The organism is Flavobacterium sp. LK-23, from assembly GCF_058135255.1.
Genome location: NZ_JBYUVT010000015.1, coordinates 21,502 through 38,517 on the forward strand (window position 1 = coordinate 21,502; position 17,016 = coordinate 38,517).

Genomic DNA, 17,016 nt, shown 5'->3' on the forward strand with positions numbered 1-17,016 from the left:
TAATTTATTTCTAATAGAATATGAAAATAACAGTACTTAGGTTATTAGCTTTCTTTTTTGTTTTGTTTTCTATTTCAGTAATGGCCCAGACCAAAAATCTGAAAAATTCTGAAAAAGAAGAAGTAACGGTAAAATTAAAAGGTTATCCTGTAAAGCCTTTTAACGATACACTTTTTCTAGTATATCATAATGTCGGTTCTTTTTCTGCAAAAGAAAGAGCGCAATATATTACCAATAAGATTAAAAGGCTTTATAATGAGTCATTCTTCGAAAAAGACTCTATAAAAATCATTCCTTCCGATGTTTCTATGGATATTGTTTACCAGAGCGATTTGGTGATAATGTCTGTTTTGGAAGCCGATGCGAAAGCGGAAAACAGTACGGTAAGTGCGATTGCTAATCGTAATTTGGCTAAAATTAAAAGTGCAATAATTTATCAGAATGAAAATTATTCGCAGCTTCCTAAACGAATTGGTTATACGGTATTATTAACCATTATAATTGGATTAGTCTTATTTTTGATATCGAAAGTTTTCAATTTCATAAAAAGATATATTGTAAAAAATAGAGCTAGGTATTTTAAAGGAGTCAGTTACAATTCAATTAATATATTATCTCCAGACAAACAGTTATTTTTGTTCCTTCGATTTTTTGGCATTATAAAAATAATTACGCTTATTTTAATCGTATATCTTTCGCTTCCTGTTTTGTTCAGCATATTTCCTGCTACAAAAGACTATACAACAACATTGCTCAAATGGATTTTAACGCCAGCTAAATTGGCTTTTATGGGATTTATCAGCTTTTTGCCAAGCTTGTTTACCATAATTGTAATCATCATTATTTTTAAATATTCACTTAAAGTTATTAAGTTTTTCTTTTATGAAATAAAATCAGAAAAAATTAAAATTGATGGCTTTTATAGTGATTGGGCATTACCGACATTCAACGTGATCAGACTTTTAATGTACGCTTTTATGCTGGTGATTATTTTTCCGTATTTGCCAGGTTCAGATTCACCTATTTTTAAGGGTGTTTCTGTATTTGTCGGAGTATTATTCTCGCTCGGTTCTTCTAATGCTATCGCCAATATGGTTGCAGGTTTGGTTATTACCTATATGCGTCCGTTTAAAATTGGGGACTTTATAAAAATTGGAGATGTAAGCGGTGAAGTAATTGAAAAAACGGCCTTGGTCACCAGAATCAGAACACCAAAATTTGAAGATATAACAATTCCGAACGCTACCGTTTTATCGAGCACTTCTACCAATTTTTCAGCAAATACAAATCAGTCCACAAACGGATTGCTAATACATACCACAGTGACAATTGGATATGATGTTCCTTGGAAAGACATTTATGCCGCCTTGATTGATGCCGCTTTAAAAACGGAAATGACAGAAAAAGAACCTAAACCATTTGTGCTTCAAACCAGTTTAGATGATTTTTATGTTTCGTATCAAATAAATGTTTATACCAAAGAACCAACCAAACAACCTAGGATTTATTCTTCACTTCATCAAAATATTCAAGATTCTTTTAATGCTGCAGGTATAGAGATTATGTCGCCTCATTACAGTGCTTTACGAGATGGAAACACAACAACAATTCCGCCTAATTATTTAAAAGAAGATTATGAATCTCCTGTTTTTAATATTAAAAGCAAAGGTTAAATAATTGATAACGAGTAATTAAATTTTAAAACTTTAACACATGAATACTTTGTAATTAATCGAATAAAAATTAACTTTATCATGAATGTTTGTCAGTACTTTGCTCAAAACTCAGTTTTTTTTCTAATAAAACGACTAAATCTAGTTGTTTATATATTGTTAGGAATTAAATAGTTTTGAAGGAAATTACGAATAAAGTGTAACCAGAATTAATTGTAGATTAGAAATTATGAAGTACAATCATCTCAGCCATGAACAAAGCATGCAAGTATTTTCTAATATGATATCAACCAAAGTTCATAATGGATTTACTTTAGAAGAAAGAAATGATGAATTGCTTTTCGCGGTTTTATCTAAAGGTGGTAAAGTGGTTAATCACAGTTTGAATTTTTTGATTTTTTGTTTAACTCTAGGTTTATGGTCATTTGCATGGCTGTACTTAACCTTTGAAGCTTCAAAACAAAAAAAGATTTTAGTAGCTATTGACGAAGATGGTCTTCCTTTTGAGGAAAGATGTTTGGTAGCATAAGAAAGCTAAAAAACGAGAAATAAATAGAGCCATAAATGCAAATTAATCAATTGCACTTATGGCTTTGTTATTTAAAAACGGGTAAGATTTATAGTTTGTCTTTTAAGTAAATTCCCGTTACCGATTCTTTTACTTTTACAATATCTTCTGGAGTTCCAGATGCCAATAAATGACCTCCGTTTTCTCCGCCTTCTGGACCTAAATCAAGTATCCAATCGGCGCATTTGATCAAATCAAGGTTGTGTTCGATTACAATGATCGAATGTCCTTTATCTATTAAGGCATCAAACGAAGCTAAAAGCTTTTTAATATCATGAAAATGAAGTCCAGTTGTTGGCTCATCAAAAACAAATAATGCTTTGTCTTTTGTTGCTCCTTTCACTAAAAAGGAAGCCAATTTAATACGCTGTGCTTCTCCACCAGAAAGTGTAGAAGAAGATTGCCCTAACTGAACATATCCTAAACCTACATCTTGAAGAGGCTGCAATTTTTGAGTGATTTTAGCCTGTTTGTTTTTTTCGAAAAAGGCAATCGCATCGTCAATTGTCATGGTAAGAATGTCATTGATGTTTTGATTGTCAAAAGTAACCTCTAGAATTTCTTTTTTAAATCGTTTTCCACCACAAGTTTCACAAGGTAGCGAAACATCGGCCATAAAGACCATTTCGACATTTATAGAGCCTTCTCCTTTACAAGTTTCGCATCGTCCTCCGTCAACATTAAAAGAGAAATGTTTGGCTTGATAACCTCTTATTTTTGATAATTTTTCTTTAGCATACAAATCACGAATATCATCATATGCTTTGATATAGGTAACCGGATTAGATCTTGAACTTCTTCCAATCGGATTTTGATCCACATACTCAATATGTTTAATCTGCGAAAATGATCCTGCGATTTCAGTAAATTGTCCTGCTTTTTCAGAGGCACTTTCTAGTTTTTTCTGAACAGCTGGAAATAAAATTTTCTTAATCAAAGTACTTTTTCCACTTCCAGAAACTCCTGTAACAACAGTTAAAACGTCTAAAGGAAAAGTGACATTAATATTCTTTAAGTTATTTTCGCGTGCGCCAATGATGTCAATATGATTTTTGAATTTTCTTCTTTTCTTTGGAACAGAAATTTCTAAATCGCCATTTAAATATTTTGCTGTCAAAGAATCAGATTTCAAAATTTCATCATAAGTTCCTTGCGCAACCAATTTACCTCCAAAAGTTCCAGCTTCGGGACCAATATCGATAATCATATCGGCAGCTTTCATAATATCTTCGTCATGTTCAACCACAATTACAGTGTTGCCAAGATCACGAAGAGAAAGCAGTACTTTGATCAGTCTTTCAGAATCTTTGGGATGCAGACCTATACTTGGCTCATCCAAAATATACATCGATCCAACCAAACTACTTCCAAGCGAAGTCGCTAGATTAATACGCTGCGATTCTCCTCCAGAAAGTGTAGCAGAATTTCTATTTAAAGTAAGATAATCCAATCCAACTTCGGTTAAAAAAGATAAACGATTATTAATTTCAACCATCAAACGTTTAGCAATCTGCTGTTCGTACTGATTTAATTCAATGTTTTTGAAGAAAGTAACCAAATGTTTAATTGGTAAATCTACTAAGTCAGAAACCGTTTTCCCGTTTATTTTTACGTAAGAAGCTTCTTCGCGCAGACGTTTGCCTTTGCAAACATGACATTTTGTTTTTCCTCGGTAACGAGATAGCATTACACGATTTTGAATCTTGTAATTTTTTTCTTCTAATTCTCTAAAGAAATCATTAAGTCCTTGAAAATACTGATTTCCTGTCCAAATTAAATCTTTCTGTTCGTCTGTTAATTGAAAATAGGGTTTGTGAATTGGGAAATCAAATTTATAAGCATGTTTGACCAATTCATCTTTGTACCAGCTCATGCTTTCGCCTCGCCATGGATAAATAGCGCTTTCATAAATGGATAATGAAGTGTTCGGAACAACCAGATCACCATCAATGCCAATTATATTTCCATACCCTTCACAAACAGGGCAAGCTCCATACGGATTGTTGAAACTGAATAAATGCACATTTGGCTCCAGAAAAGTCATTCCGTCAAGCTCAAAATTATTAGAATAAGAAAATCTCTTTTCGGCATTTAATTCCTGCAAGTAACAAATTCCTTTTCCTTCAAAAAAAGCAGTTTGTACAGCATCAGCCAGACGGTTATAAAATTCCTCTTCCTCTTTTACAACAATACGGTCAATGATCAATAAAATATCTTTATTGTCTAATTGATGTAAATCTGAAGAAGAAAACTCGTCCAAACGAACCATTTCATTATCAACCAAGATACGGGCAAAACCTTGCTGTAAAAGAACTTTTAGTTTATCTTCTAATTGTCTGCCTTCTTCAAGATGAATAGGAGCAAGAAGTAACCATCTGCTATCGAGTGGAAGATTTTTAACCTCGGAAATAACATCTGTAACCGTGTTTTTTTTGACTTCCTGCCCAGAAATAGGAGAGTACGTGCGTCCGATTCTCGCAAACAAAAGTTTGATGTAGTCGTAAATTTCTGTAGAAGTTCCGACAGTCGAACGGGCGTTGGTTGTATTTACTTTTTGCTCAATAGCAATTGCAGGCGCAATACCTTTAATATATTCTACCTTTGGTTTGTCTAAACGGCCTAAAAACTGACGCGCATAAGAGGATAAACTTTCTACGTAACGTCTTTGTCCTTCGGCATATAAAGTGTCAAAAGCTAAACTTGATTTTCCTGATCCTGAAAGACCTGTAATGACAACCAGTTTATTTCTCGGAATAACAACATCTACATTTTTTAAATTATGTACCTGTGCTCCTTTAATTATAATATTTGATTTTGGATCTATTTTAGAAAGGTCAATTTGCATAAAAAAGTCAATTTTTACAAAAGTAATCAATTTTGAATTGGATTTAGTTAAGGATTTAGTTCCAAATCTTAACTATTTTAATCTTTTAATATTCTTTTTTGAACCTATTTTTAACTTAAAAAAGGTGCTTTTTGAATGAAAATAATTGTTCTGCAAAAAAAATATTAAGCGATTGTCTGTTTATTTCGGGAAAAAATTGTAATTTGAATTTTGATTTGAATAAATAAGTAAATATTATCTCGTTAATATTGAGGTGTTTAGGTGTGTTTTTTAACGGTTTTAAGCCTCTTTCGTTTTATGAATTTTTAGCTGTTTGCACGTAAATTTTATGTTTATTGTACATTAATAAAAGTTTTACTAATAATTATTAATAATTTTATTTGCTTTTTAAAACTAAAATTTGTTAAATTTGGTCACAATATTAACATAACCTATAAAAAAGAAACGCCTATATAAGAAAACTACTTTTTAGAAAATACTCCAAATTTTAAAATTAAAACTAAAAAAAGTAGTTATTATGGCTGATCTGCATACTCCAGACGCTCTATTAGTAAAAAATTATGTTGACGGTAGTGAAGCTGCACTTGCAACATTAATAAAAAGGCACGAGTCTAAGATATATGGATTTATATATTCTAAGATAGCTGATAGAGATATTTCAAATGATATTTTTCAAGATACATTTATTAAAGTAATTAAAACTTTAAAAAGTAATTCGTACAACGAGGAGGGTAAATTTTTACCTTGGGTTATGCGTATTTCTCATAATTTAATTGTAGATCATTTTCGCAAAACAAAGAAAATGCCGATGTACAGAGAGACAGAAGAGTTTTCTATTTTTTCTATTATGTCAGATGATACCTTGACAATTGAAGGCAAAATGATTGTAGATCAAGTAGAACTTGATTTGAAAAAGCTAATAGAAGAGCTTCCAGAAGACCAAAAGGAAGTGCTTGTAATGCGTATGTATCAAGATATGAGCTTCAAAGAAATCTCTGAAGTAACAGGCGTTAGCATCAATACAGCATTAGGAAGAATGCGTTATGCGCTAATGAATTTGAGAAAAATAATAGATAAACATCAAATTATTTTAACCAACTAATACTATTTTGATAATAAGCCCGTTATATTAGTATAAAATAGTCTGATAGTATGGGGAAAATTTACTCAAAAAAAGCATTAGCTTCTAAAAATCTTAAACCTAAAAAAGAAGTTGTTTCTTTTTTATTGAATTATTCAAGAGCCTTGACTGTAGTTAAGATTGAGGATAAAAATTTTGAGATTATAGCTAACTAAACAGCCCACTGGTTCTGTCGGATGTTTATCAAAATAAACCAAATGGTCGTTTTGGTTTAAGAGCTCACTGTTTGTATATTTAATATACAGGTAGTGAGTTTTTTTATTTCTACTATTTTTTGATATAAAAACATAAGGTTTTTACATCATTTTTCTCCTCTTTTTGTTAAAATTTAAAAATTTGATGAGAATTTATATGTTTATTTGGTTTTTAATTCTATTTTAGTTAAAAAACTAACTTTTTATTCGAATAAAATGCTTTTGTGAAGTGTTATTCGTATTGAAAAGTTGTTTAAGATAAGAATTAGAAAATAAACATTAAAAATTAAATATTTAACCCCCAAAACAGATCGTTTATGAAGAAAAACTACCCTGCTTTATTTTGTTAAGTTTGATGCTCATTTGATTTTTGAGAAAATATTTGGACCAGAAAATGTTTGCTCACAAATGGTAATAAAGATAATTTTAAATCAATTTAATTATCTTTTTACTATGCCTCAAAAGAACTAAGAAAAATCATTTAATCACCAAAACTTAACCGTAAAAATGAAAGAGAACATTAAAGTGTTGTCGTGCTTATTATTGATGAGCATTGGCGCATTTGCCCAAAAAGACAAAATTAAGGAAGCGCAGTCTTTATTTGATAAAGGAAATAGTCAAGATGCTTTGGCTATTTTAACTAAAACAGAATACCTTATTCTTAATGCTTCTGATGAAGACAAATCTGATTACTATTTCTTAAAAGGTAATGTCTTAAAAGATTTGGCTGTAAAAAACATAGACGCAGCAAACAATTTTACATTGGCATCCCAATCGTATCAAGACGTTTTTTTATACGAGAACGAATCAGGAAAATTTAAGTGGACAATTAAAGCTAATATGGCTTTAAAAGACATGAAAGCTAGTCTTGTTAATGGCGCAATGGCAGATTTTAAAGCCGAAAAATATAAAGAAAGCGCTGAAAAAAGTTACAAGGTATATTTGTTTGATAAAAAAGATACCATAAACTTATACAATGCAGCATCTTCATCTCTAAATGCTAAAGATTTTAATGCAGCTGTGACTTACTACGAACTTCTCAAAAAAATTAATTATTCAGGAAAAGGAGTTTTGTACTTTGCCACAAATAAGAAAACAAAAGAAGAAGACCTTTTTATTTCGCCAAAAGCTAGAGAATCGGCAATACAGCAAGGTCTTTACGAAAAACCAAGAACCGAGTCTGTGCCTTCAAAAAGAACAGAAGTAAACAATAATCTAGCTTATGCTTATCTTGAAAAAAAGGACTATGCAAGAGCAGAATCTATTTATAATTATGTTCTGGAATTAGACCCGAATTATGTCGATGCTTATATTAATTTGGCTTATTTGAAGTTGCAAATGAAAAAAGATTTGGCTGATGAAATAGCATCATTAGGAACTACTCCAGCCGAAATGAAGAAATATGATAAGCTGAATGCTCAGAAAGATGATATTGTTCGAAGTGCAATTCCGTATTTGAAAAAAGTATTGGTTCTAGAACCGAAAAACCCAGATGCTACAAAAATATTGTTAGGTGTTTACAGATCGCTTGATATGAATGCAGAATATAATGCTTTAAAAGCAGGAATGTAGTTTTCTTAAAAAGATACAAAGTTGCAAAGTAACAAAGGTGCAGAGGTTTTTAATCTTTGCGCCTTTATTTTTTTGACACTGTTTTTTCCATCTCTTCAATTAGAGATTTTTTACCTACAGTTTTCGTTATAATATCTTTTTCAAGATTCCAACCTCTAGCGGGTGAATATTCTCGGCCATACCATATAATTTGCAAGTGTAAATCGTTCCATAAATCTCTAGGAAATAATCTTTTGGCATCTTTTTCAGTCTGCGCTACATTTTTGCCGTTAGATAAATTCCATCTGTGCATCAAGCGGTGAATATGCGTATCTACAGGAAATGCAGGCACGCCAAAAGCTTGTGACATTACTACACTTGCCGTTTTGTGTCCAACAGCAGGTAAAGCTTCAAGTGCCTCAAAACTCTGTGGAACTTCTCCATTATACTTTTCAATTAAAATTTCAGATAAACCATAAATGCCTTTAGATTTCATAGGAGATAAACCGCACGGACGAATAATTTCTTTGATTTCTTCTACCGACATTTTAACCATATCATACGGATTATCGGCTTTTGAAAATAATAAAGGTGTAATTTGGTTTACACGAACATCGGTACATTGTGCAGATAATAAAACAGCAATCAAAAGCGTATAAGGATCTTTATGATCAAGCGGAACAGGTATAGTAGGGTAGAGTTCTTTTAATTTATCAATAACAAATTGTACGCGAGCTTCTTTATTCATTTCCGTATTTTTAATGTTGTAAAAATAGTATAATTTTAATGATGTGCCTAATCCAGCTTTCCGTTTCAACTCCTCATTATGCTAGTCACATTTTTAAGTATTTAAAAGAGCTTCCTTCGGTCGCTTTTTAAATACAAAAAATATAGACTATCATAATTCCGGGGTTTCCACTTCAATCTGGGGCATAAAAAAGTTATGAATTATAAGTTATGAGTTAAGAGTTGTGAGTTATATTTGTGAATAATCTAAAATCAACAATCTAAAATAAAAAAAGGTATGACAACATTAAAAGCAGGAGATAAAGCGCCAAATTTTTCAGGAATAGATCAAGACGGAAAAACACATAAGCTGGCAGATTATGCTGGAAAAAAATTAGTTGTTTTCTTTTATCCAAAAGCAAGTACGCCTGGCTGTACGGCAGAAGCTTGTGATTTAAGAGATAATTTTCACCGTTTTCAAGCAAATAATTATGAACTTCTTGGTGTTAGTGCAGACAGTGAGAAAGCACAGATAAAATTCAAAGAAAAATACGAATTGCCATTTCCTTTACTTGCAGATGAAGACAAATCGGTTATTAATGCATTTGGGGTTTGGGGACCGAAGAAATTCATGGGAAAAGAATACGACGGAATTCATAGAACCACTTTCGTGATCGATGAAAAAGGAATTATAGAAGAAGTAATCGAAAAAGTAAAAACAAAAGAACACGCTTCGCAGATTTTGAAATAGAGATTTTTTGTTTCAAGTTTCAGGTTTCAAGTTTCAAGTTGTCTGCTGGGACTTAATTTTAACGCAAAGTTCGCAAAGTTTTTTCGCAAAGCTCGCAAAGGTTTACAGTTTGAATTAAAGTTTTTTTAAGTCCTCAAAGCTTAGAAGTATAGATTATATTACTTTAAGAGCTTAAAAAGCTTTTACAAAGCTTTATATAATTTCTCTGCGAGCTTTGCGGAAAAACTTTGCGAACTTTGCGGTAAAAAAAATACCCGCTCCAACAATAACCTGAAACCTGAAACATAAAAAAAGTCCCAATAAAGGGACTTTTTTTATTATGTATTTTGTTCTAATTCTTTCTGTGGATGATATCCAAAAAGGTGATGTTCTTTTATAATTTCAGGAATTCCAGGAGGAAGCATTGGTTCCCATCCAGGTTTACCTTGATTGATCATTTTTAGGATTTCTCTAGAGAAAACATCCAAGATATTCGGATCATAGTCTTCTATATCAACCACTTTTCCGTTGAATTTAAAGAATTTATATAATTCTTTCATTCTAGGATGAACCTTCAGGTTGTTCGAATTCATTAATGAGCCATCTTCATCTAACATAGGATATAAGAATACTTTCATATCACGATAGAATAATTTACCGAAAGCTTCTAGAATTCCACCACTTAAATGACGGTAGTATTTCTCATCAAAAATATCAACAAGGTTATTTACACCCATTGCTAGTCCCATACGAGCTTTGGTATAATTAGCAAAATACTCTACTACTTTATAGTATTCTTGGAAATTCGAAATCATAACCGTTTGACCAAGAGAACAAAGCAATTCAGCTCTGTCCATAAAGTCTCTTTCGTCAATTTCTCCATCTGATCTTAAATTAGAAAGCGTAATTTCAAAAATTACAAGAGTATTATTTTTTTCAACCTTATTTTCTTTGAGAAACATTTCCAAAGATTTCTCGTACATGTCCATATTTACTTTAGTAACAGGACGGAAACTTCCTCTTAAAGCCAAAAGGTTCTTTTTGTATAAAATAGCAGCTGGCAAAATGTTTTTTCCTTCTGGGTTAAACATTACGGCATCTGTCATTCCGTTTTTAACCAATTGCAAACTCATCAAACGGTTGTCGACATCGGCAAAACGAGGTCCAGAAAAGTTGATGGTATCGATTTCTAATTGGTCTTTATCTAAGTGATCGTATAAATAACGAAGCAATCGTTTTGGATCATTGTATTTGTAAAAAGCACCGTAAATTAAGTTAACTCCTAAAATACCAAGTGTTTCTTGTTGTAGTCTTGCGTCAGTTTCTTTGAAACGAATGTGAAGAATAATTTCGTTATAAGCCTCGTCTGGTTCAATTTGGTATCGAATTCCAACCCATCCGTGACCTTTAAATTGTTTAGCAAAATCTATCGTCGCAACAGTGTTAGCATAACTAAAGAAAAGTTTTGTTGGGTGTTTTTCTCTGCTTAAACGCTCTTCAATGATCTGGCTTTCATGGGTAAGCATCTTTTTTAAACGCTCTTCGGTAACATATCTTCCGTCAGTTTCAGCGCCATAAACGGCATCACTAAAATCTTTATCGTAAGCAGACATCGCTTTTGCAATAGTTCCAGAAGAACCTCCGGATCTGAAAAAATGCCTAACAGTCTCTTGTCCAGCGCCAATTTCAGCAAACGTTCCGTAAATATTCTCGTTTAAATTAATGCGTAATGCTTTGTCTTTTATAGAAGGAATCTGTTCGATGACCTTGTCACCTTTGAGTTTTATTTCTGTACCCATTTTATTTTAAATAGATTTGTTACAAAGTTAGTAAATTAGGGTTCTAATGAAAGAGAAATAATCCTATTTTTGTAAAAAAATTAAGTTCAATTGAAGGTCTATTTTTTAGGTACTGGTACTTCTCAAGGCATTCCGATCATCGGAATCGATCATCCCGTTTGTAAAAGCACTGATGCTAAGGATAAAAGGCTCCGCGTATCCATTTGGATTACGTGGGAGGAGTATTCATTTGTAATCGATTGCGGTCCCGATTTTAGACAGCAAATGCTTTCTTGCGGATGTAGAAAATTAGATGCAATTCTTTTTACGCACGAACATGCAGATCATACTGCTGGATTAGACGATATACGTCCGTTTAATTTTAGACAAGGAGAAATTCCAATTTATGGACACAAGCGGGTTTTAGACAACTTACAACGCCGTTTTGATTATGTTTTTGAGACTGTAAATAAATATCCTGGAGCTCCGAGTGTAAAAACAATCGAAGTGCATAACAATGCGCCTTTTGCAGTTGGCGATAAAATGGCAATTCCGATAAATGCTATGCACGGTGATTTGCAGGTTTTTGGATATAGAATAGATGATTTTGCTTATCTGACAGATGTAAAAACCATCGAACAAGCTGAAATTGAAAAACTAAAAGGATTGAAAGTTTTGGTTGTAAATGCTTTGCGCGTCGAACCTCACAATACTCATTTCAATCTGCAAGAAGCACTTGATTTTATTAATCTTGTTAAGCCCGAAAAAGCGTATTTAACGCATATTAGCCATGTTTTAGGATTTCATGAAGAAGTGCAGCAAAGCCTTCCTGAAAATGTTTTCTTGGCTTACGATAATTTAGAAATTACAATTTAATTATACCACACAATGAAAAAATCCTTAATGCTTTATCTTTTTATTCTTGCTATTTTAATGAATGTCTTTACTTATGCGTTCTACAGCGGTGAAGTAAAATTTGCGCAGAATAGATATGATAAAACAACTAAGAAACTAAGAGATAGTATTAGTCTAGTAAAAACTCAATTGGCAGAGGCTGATTATTTTTCTTTAGAACACAACGAGAATGCACAAAATTACTTTGATAATAGTGCTTCTGGCGGAAAAGTGATTTTGTATGAGAAACTAATTCCGGTTGTAACTGAAAAGCTGTTAGATTTCAATGCAAATCCAAAAGGGAATCCTTACACGGGACAAGATCAGATTGGTCCAAACAAATTTATCATCAATAAAGTAAAAATTTTAAACCACCGTTGGATCATTGCAGATTATAGTAATGGAGAATTATGGGGAGAAGTCTTGTTAAAATACTTTGTAGATAACGACGATAATATTACCTTTGAAGTAAATCAAACTTGGTTATATCAAAAATAGGATTTTATAATCCTATTTTTTTTGACCTTTAAATAAATTTAGGATTATGAAAAAGATATTTTTGTTTTTGATTATGTCAAGTGCAATTTCTTGCGGAAAGAAAGTTTCTCAAGAAAATACCAGCACAACTCCAAAAGAGCCACAAAAAGAAGCTGTGGTTGGAGGAGATTCCGATTCGCATGGCTGTAAAGCTTCAGCAGGCTATACGTGGTCAACACTTAAAAAAGAGTGTATTCGAATTTTTGAAAATAGCACAAGGTTGAATCATGCTGAAGATGGAAAAACATATTCTACAGTTTCCTATGTAATTTTTGACGGAAATAAAGCAGAGCTTTTCTTAGATACTCAGAAAGAATCGATCATTCTAGAAAGAAAATCGGAAGGTGATTCTTGGGTTAACGGCGATTGGCAGTTAATTCCTTGGAAAGGTTATGTTCTGAAAAAAGGAGAGAAGATTCTTTATACAGGGCAATAGTATTCAGTCGCAGTATCGAGTCCCAGTTTACAGACTAAAACTTTGTCAAAGTTTGAAACTTTGACAAAGTTTTTTTTCATCATTCAAGACTGAAAACTGCGATTGCGACTGAACACTAAATAACCTCTTTAATAAACTCAGAGCTTACTACGTGAGCAAATTCTTCATTTAAACTTGCTAAAGCAGTCTGATGTATTAATTCGGCAGAAAATTCTTCTCCGTTTAGACCTTTTTTATTGAAAGTTGCGGTTGCATCCGAAACTAAATATACTGTATAACCAAAATTACCAGCCATTCTAGTTGTTGTAGAAACACAGTGATCTGTAGTTAAACCAACAATAACAAGATTCGTGATATTAGCATTGTCAATTAGTTCTTTTAGGTTCGTTCCTATAAAAGCACTATTGACATTCTTTTTGATTATTGTTTCTCCCTCAAGAGGTTTCACAATATCCTGAAATTCATTTCCAGGATTTGTTTCGTTTAAAATCGAATTTGGATTTGAAGAACAATGCTGAACGTGAAAAATAGGCAGTTTTTTAGCTCTCCAAATTTCCAAAAGTTCACCCGCTTTTTCTTCTGCGTCGACATTATTTCGGTCTCCGCCCCAATAGAAAACATCGTTAAAACCTTTTTGAATATCAATTAAAATCAATGCGGCGTTATTAAGTTTTGTAGTGTTCATTTATATAGTATTGTAATGATGAAAAAAGTTTATTTATCTAAACTGATCGTTAAGTCTTTTAATTCTATTTGAAATTTGACTGTAGCTTTTAGTGCTGTAAAAACTTTAATTACAGTTTCTAGTGTTACATTTCCCGCATTTTTTTCAAGTTTGGATATTTGTGCTTTTTGAACTCCAATAAGTTTGCCTAACTCTTCTTGAGTTAAATTGCGTTCTTTACGAGTTTGCTTAATCGCATTTCCAATCAAATCCATTTGTAAATCATGTTCAAATCGATCTCTTGCAGGAGTTCCAGTTTTACCAATGATTTCATCGGTTACTTGATTTAAAGTATATGTTTTCATGTTTTTAAAATTGAATTTAATCTTTATCTTTAAAATATTCTAACCTCAATTTTTGTGCTCTTGATATTTCTTTATCAGGTACTTTACCTTGTTTCTTTATAAATCCATGTGTAGAAATTACAAGAGTGTTTTGTGCATTGGTTTTATCCCAAAAAGCTAATAGCCGATAGTGATTTCCTTGATATAAAGTCCGAAACTCCCAAATTTCATCATTTAACTTTTTAAAAAGCTCAGGATCATTTTTTGTTTGCGATTTTCGAATATTATAAATTATTTTTTCTGAATGTTTGGGTTTTAAATTTTTTAGAAAATCAAAAACTTCTTCTAGAAAGATTACATCAAAATTTTTTTCCATTTTCTTGCTATACAAAAATACCAAAAAGTTTCCTTTTGGAGAAACTTTTTGGTATTTAATTACTTTACTCTCTTTTAATAAACCATGTTCGGTTTATTAAGGCTAAAGTACAATATATAATTTGAAAGGTTGTGAAAAAAAATAAGTTTTTTCTTTCTTTTTTAGTTATAAAGCCAGCCAATTCTTAAAATCAAAGAAATTCTGAGGTGCAACTCCGTGTCCAACTGGATATTCTTTGTAAACAACAGGAATATTTAATTTCTCTAAAATTGCCGGAGTTTTTCTTGCCCACTCAATCGGAATAACTTGATCTACAGTTCCGTGTGAAGCGAAGAATTTTAAGTTTTTGAAATCATTATCTTCAAAACCTTCTTTGATAATTTCTTCATTAAAATAACCACTCATTGCTACCACTCTTTGAATTTTTTCTGGATAAGAAAGTGCTGTAGCATAACTTAAAATAGATCCTTGGCTGAATCCGATTAAAGTTACATTATTAGCATCAATTGGGTAATTGGCAACCAATTCGTCAATGAAATTAGCAATTACATCACGAGAATTTTTTGCTTGTTCGTTATCAGAAAATTTATTTTGATCAGCATCGAAATTAATTGCGTACCAAGCGTAAGCGCCATACTGCAAATCGTAAGGTGCTCTAGCAGAAATAATGTAATAGTTGTCTGGAAGTTCAGAAGCAAAAGAAAATAAGTCGGCTTCATTGCTGCCGTATCCGTGCAATAAAAGCAATAACGGATTTTTATCTAAAATTACTTTTGGTTCTCTTATTTTATATTCTAAAGATAGATTCATTTTTTTTTAGTGTTCAGGTTTTAGTATTCAGTGTTCAGCTTGATCTTTGTCAAAGTTTCAAACTTTGACAAAGTTTTTTAAGGTTCCAAATTTCAGATTCCAGTTTTGGAATTTGGATTTTTAAAACTTGAGATTTTAAAAATTAACCGATTTTCTTAAACCATTTCTGAAATAATTCCCCAACTAGCGGAATAGGTCTCGTTTGTCCTTGAATGGCATTAAAAATTCCAAAAGTCCATAGAATTGAAATACAGATCCACATTGGGAAAGTGATAAAAAAACTATCGAAATTGCTGATAATTGCTCCTAAAGAAATAAAAGTTAAAGACAAACCTAAAGCTTGACGGATGTGAAAAGAAGCAAAACTGTTTTTGTTTTCAGAATTCATGCTCATGGCGATCAAAACACCAATGATTAGAATGTAACTCGTTATAGCAATTGGTTTTCCTTCTTCGACTGAATTATTCATTTGTATTATTTTGTAACTAGTTGATTTTGATTTAAAATTCCGTACACAGAACCTTTAAGTTCAGTCCCTAAAAAAGCAGAATTTTTAGATTTTGAAAGAATGCTTTCTTTTGTAAAAGTTGATTTTCCTTCTGTTGCAAACAAGGTAATATTAGCTTTTGCACCTTCTTCGATAACATTGTTTTCTAAACCAAAAACATTTCTCGCAGCAGTTAATTTTGCTACAATTGTTTCTACCGGTAAAACCGTTAATAAAGCTCCAAAAGCGCTTTCTAAACCTATAGTTCCGTTTTTAGCGGTATCAAATTCCATTTTTTTGAATTCAATATCAATCGGATTATGGTCTGAAGTAATCAAGTCGATAGTTCCGTCAGCAACTCCGTTAAGCAAAGCTTGTCTGTCAACTTCTGTTCTTAGTGGTGGCGTTACTTTAAATCGAGTATCGAACCCGTCCAGTTTTTCATCCGTTAAAACCAAATGATGCACAGATGCGCTGCAAGTTACTTGCAGGCCTTTAGCTTTAGCTTCTCTAATTAATTCAACCGATTTTGCTGTAGAAATAGTTGGAATGTGAAGTTTTCCGCCCGTATATTCCAACAAAAATAAATTTCTTGAAATTTGCAGTTCTTCTGCCAGATTCGGAATTCCTTTTAAACCTAATCTTGTCGAAACAATTCCTTCGTTTGCTACACCATTTCCTTTAATGTTTGGATCTTGCGAATAAGCGATTACCAATCCGTCGAAATCTTGAACATATTGTAAAGCGATTTTCAGGATATTAGCATTGTCGATACTTTTATTGTAATCTCCAAAAGCAACTGCTCCAGAATTTTTCATATCAAAAAGTTCTGCCATATCTTTTCCTTCGCTGGCTTTAGTTAAAGCGCCGATTGGGAAAATTTCTGTAGCAAAACCATTTGCTTTATTTTTTACAAAATTTACCTGAGATTGATTGTCAATAATTGGTAAAGAGTTGGGTTGTAATGCAATTGCTGTGAATCCGCTTTTGGCAGCAACATTCAATCCGTTTGCTATCGTTTCTCTGTCTTCGTAGCCTGGCTCGCCCAGCGAGACACTGCTGTCAAACCAGCCTTGAGAAACATGAAGATCATCAAATCGTACTACTTCTGCATCGTCATTTGGAAGAGAAACGCCTATTTTTTCTATTACACCATCTGCAATTAAAAGATCAACGGTCTGATTGTGAAACGGACTTTTTGAGTCGATAATTTTGGCGCTTTTGATGATTAGTTTCATATTTTGAATATTTATTTTTATTAA

The 17,016-nt window shown here is 32.2% G+C and carries 18 protein-coding genes; 9 read left to right on the forward strand and 9 right to left on the reverse strand.

Translation table 11 applies throughout. From position 1 onward, the window contains the following. Nucleotides 1-20: 20 nt before the first annotated feature. Nucleotides 21-1,673 (forward strand): mechanosensitive ion channel family protein, encoded by a 1,653-nt coding sequence (locus tag AC3Y25_RS18580; RefSeq protein WP_489903767.1) that lies wholly within the window; start codon nucleotides 21-23, stop codon nucleotides 1,671-1,673. Between the two features lie 229 nt (nucleotides 1,674-1,902). Continuing rightward, nucleotides 1,903-2,202 carry a DUF8108 domain-containing protein gene (locus AC3Y25_RS18585; protein ID WP_172426902.1) on the forward strand — a complete coding sequence of 100 codons (300 nt, stop codon included), beginning with the start codon at nucleotides 1,903-1,905 and terminating at the stop codon, nucleotides 2,200-2,202. An 88-nt stretch (nucleotides 2,203-2,290) separates the two neighbouring features. Here the strand turns inward: AC3Y25_RS18585 and uvrA are convergent, their stop codons facing one another. Beyond that, entirely contained in the window at nucleotides 2,291-5,086 is a 2,796-nt protein-coding gene (gene uvrA / locus AC3Y25_RS18590; RefSeq protein WP_489903768.1) for an excinuclease ABC subunit UvrA, read from the reverse strand. Nucleotides 5,087-5,603: 517 nt separating this feature from the next. Here uvrA and AC3Y25_RS18595 point away from each other — a divergent pair. The 3 genes from AC3Y25_RS18595 to AC3Y25_RS18605 all read left to right on the forward strand — a co-directional run bounded on the left by AC3Y25_RS18595 (nucleotide 5,604) and on the right by AC3Y25_RS18605 (nucleotide 7,993). Beyond that, complete coding sequence (locus tag AC3Y25_RS18595) at nucleotides 5,604-6,188, forward strand: RNA polymerase sigma factor (protein WP_250835419.1); 585 nt, start codon at nucleotides 5,604-5,606, stop codon at nucleotides 6,186-6,188. Nucleotides 6,189-6,238: 50 nt separating this feature from the next. Then, nucleotides 6,239-6,382: a hypothetical protein gene (locus AC3Y25_RS18600; RefSeq protein WP_248726141.1), complete on the forward strand. Its 144-nt coding sequence runs from the start codon at nucleotides 6,239-6,241 to the stop codon at nucleotides 6,380-6,382. A gap of 546 nt (nucleotides 6,383-6,928) precedes the next feature. After that, nucleotides 6,929-7,993 (forward strand): tetratricopeptide repeat protein, encoded by a 1,065-nt coding sequence (locus AC3Y25_RS18605; RefSeq protein ID WP_489903769.1) that lies wholly within the window; start codon nucleotides 6,929-6,931, stop codon nucleotides 7,991-7,993. 64 nt (nucleotides 7,994-8,057) lie between these two features. Here the strand turns inward: AC3Y25_RS18605 and nth are convergent, their stop codons facing one another. After that, entirely contained in the window at nucleotides 8,058-8,720 is a 663-nt protein-coding gene (nth, locus tag AC3Y25_RS18610) for an endonuclease III (protein ID WP_489903770.1), read from the reverse strand. A 276-nt stretch (nucleotides 8,721-8,996) separates the two neighbouring features. On the opposite strand from nth, the gene bcp reads away from it, so the two are divergent. Further along, complete coding sequence (gene bcp, locus AC3Y25_RS18615) at nucleotides 8,997-9,449, forward strand: thioredoxin-dependent thiol peroxidase (RefSeq protein ID WP_489903771.1); 453 nt, start codon at nucleotides 8,997-8,999, stop codon at nucleotides 9,447-9,449. A gap of 317 nt (nucleotides 9,450-9,766) precedes the next feature. On the opposite strand, the gene AC3Y25_RS18620 is transcribed toward bcp, so the two are convergent. Beyond that, complete coding sequence (locus tag AC3Y25_RS18620; RefSeq protein ID WP_489903772.1) at nucleotides 9,767-11,227, reverse strand: TonB-dependent receptor; 1,461 nt, start codon at nucleotides 11,225-11,227, stop codon at nucleotides 9,767-9,769. 90 nt (nucleotides 11,228-11,317) lie between these two features. Here AC3Y25_RS18620 and AC3Y25_RS18625 point away from each other — a divergent pair, with 90 nt between their 5' ends. From AC3Y25_RS18625 to AC3Y25_RS18635, 3 genes are read left to right on the forward strand one after another with little or no spacing between them, the layout of a single operon-like run. Next, complete coding sequence (locus AC3Y25_RS18625; RefSeq protein ID WP_489903773.1) at nucleotides 11,318-12,082, forward strand: MBL fold metallo-hydrolase; 765 nt, start codon at nucleotides 11,318-11,320, stop codon at nucleotides 12,080-12,082. A 12-nt stretch (nucleotides 12,083-12,094) separates the two neighbouring features. Then, nucleotides 12,095-12,598 carry a hypothetical protein gene (locus AC3Y25_RS18630; protein ID WP_095929976.1) on the forward strand — a complete coding sequence of 168 codons (504 nt, stop codon included), beginning with the start codon at nucleotides 12,095-12,097 and terminating at the stop codon, nucleotides 12,596-12,598. A gap of 46 nt (nucleotides 12,599-12,644) precedes the next feature. Next, entirely contained in the window at nucleotides 12,645-13,073 is a 429-nt protein-coding gene (locus AC3Y25_RS18635) for a hypothetical protein (protein WP_489903774.1), read from the forward strand. A gap of 115 nt (nucleotides 13,074-13,188) precedes the next feature. On the opposite strand, the gene AC3Y25_RS18640 is transcribed toward AC3Y25_RS18635, so the two are convergent. The 6 genes from AC3Y25_RS18640 to AC3Y25_RS18665 form a co-directional block, all read right to left on the reverse strand. Continuing rightward, a complete protein-coding gene (locus AC3Y25_RS18640; RefSeq protein WP_489903775.1) occupies nucleotides 13,189-13,758 on the reverse strand; it encodes a cysteine hydrolase family protein in 570 nt (189 codons plus the stop codon). 29 nt (nucleotides 13,759-13,787) lie between these two features. Continuing rightward, complete coding sequence (locus AC3Y25_RS18645; RefSeq protein ID WP_379797876.1) at nucleotides 13,788-14,102, reverse strand: helix-turn-helix transcriptional regulator; 315 nt, start codon at nucleotides 14,100-14,102, stop codon at nucleotides 13,788-13,790. A 16-nt stretch (nucleotides 14,103-14,118) separates the two neighbouring features. Further along, nucleotides 14,119-14,457, reverse strand: coding sequence for a type II toxin-antitoxin system RelE/ParE family toxin (locus AC3Y25_RS18650; protein WP_379797874.1), 339 nt, complete (start codon nucleotides 14,455-14,457; stop codon nucleotides 14,119-14,121). A 165-nt stretch (nucleotides 14,458-14,622) separates the two neighbouring features. After that, the gene (locus tag AC3Y25_RS18655) at nucleotides 14,623-15,267 is read right to left on the reverse strand and encodes an alpha/beta hydrolase (RefSeq protein WP_489903776.1); all 645 of its coding nucleotides are present in this window, start codon (nucleotides 15,265-15,267) and stop codon (nucleotides 14,623-14,625) included. A gap of 142 nt (nucleotides 15,268-15,409) precedes the next feature. Continuing rightward, complete coding sequence (locus AC3Y25_RS18660) at nucleotides 15,410-15,736, reverse strand: hypothetical protein (RefSeq protein WP_250835428.1); 327 nt, start codon at nucleotides 15,734-15,736, stop codon at nucleotides 15,410-15,412. A gap of 5 nt (nucleotides 15,737-15,741) precedes the next feature. After that, a complete protein-coding gene (locus AC3Y25_RS18665) occupies nucleotides 15,742-16,992 on the reverse strand; it encodes a dihydroorotase (protein WP_489903777.1) in 1,251 nt (416 codons plus the stop codon). Nucleotides 16,993-17,016: the final 24 nt, after the last annotated feature.